This is a genomic window from Bartonella sp. AA1HLJMS, from assembly GCF_042197445.1.
GTDB lineage: Bacteria > Pseudomonadota > Alphaproteobacteria > Rhizobiales > Rhizobiaceae > Bartonella.
Window position 1 is genome coordinate 1 of record NZ_JBHIRW010000244.1, and the last position, 932, is coordinate 932.

1 protein-coding gene is annotated in these 932 nt (G+C 36.6%); it reads left to right on the top strand.

Features of this window, described 5'->3' with window-relative positions; all coding sequences use genetic code 11:
- Positions 1 to 342: 342 nt before the first annotated feature.
- Positions 343 to 813: a hypothetical protein gene (locus tag ACFIQE_RS10925; protein WP_375648029.1), complete on the top strand. Its 471-nt coding sequence runs from the start codon at positions 343 to 345 to the stop codon at positions 811 to 813.
- The last annotated feature ends 119 nt before the right edge of the window (positions 814 to 932 follow it).

Below are 932 nucleotides of genomic sequence, written 5' to 3' on the forward strand. Positions count from 1 at the left end.
AAGCACTTGGTATTCAATTAGGTAGGTATCAAAATGAAAAAAATTGAAAAAAATAAAAAATACGTATTGACTTTAAAGAAAAGGTCGTTTATTAAGGTTGGCAAGTGCTCAAAACACTTAGCGAATAGCGGATAGACCACGAAAAGGTTTTTCCCATTTCTTAAAATACTGACTTTCTTTTGTGCTGTCTCTAGCATATAACGATTATGTCGGGTGTAGCTATGCCATACAATACCCTTCGCGAGGGAAAAGTATAGCGACGGACTATTCGCCGTGTTTTGAGCGCCCGGCGCCCTTATAGGGTTGTCAATTCAAAACTAATTTAAACGAATAGGTGTCAGCATGAACGCTACAGTTAAAAAACAAACCACTCCCATTATTGATACCGTTGCAAATGACAATATTGCACAAGATTTCGTATCAAAAAATACTCAACAGAAAAAATATAAACTTTCATTAGGTGCTATTGAGTTTGGTAATCGCTTGTTTCGTCGTGTTATAGCTTTAAGAGACTTTGGTACTGTTAAGAAAGGTGACGTTGGTGGTTTTATAGAACATGAGGGTAATTTATCGCATGATGGCAATTGTTGGATATCTGGTTATGCATTAGTATTTGGTAAAGCTCGTGTTTTAGACGATGCACGTGTTACAGGTTATGCAAAAATTTTTGGTGATACAGAAATATCAAATAAAGCACGTGTTGGTGGTCGTATGAAAATTTTTGGTCATAGCGATGCTTTTGGTAAGGTATTGGTTTCTGGGCGTGCGCGTCTTTTTGGGAATGAAACCATCTCTTTTGGTAAATATAGATAACCCTTTAAAACTAGGCGGTGCGGGGGCGCCTCCTTATAACCATTTCATTCAAAAATTTATTCAAATGTTAGATTAGGGAGCTACCTATGACCACTAAAAATGTATCCAAAAAATATGAA

Excerpts from the sequence above, each read along its gene's own strand:
- ACFIQE_RS10925 (WP_375648029.1), top strand. The coding sequence starts at position 343 with ATGAACGCTACAGTTAAAAAACAAACCACTCCCATTATTGATACCGTT.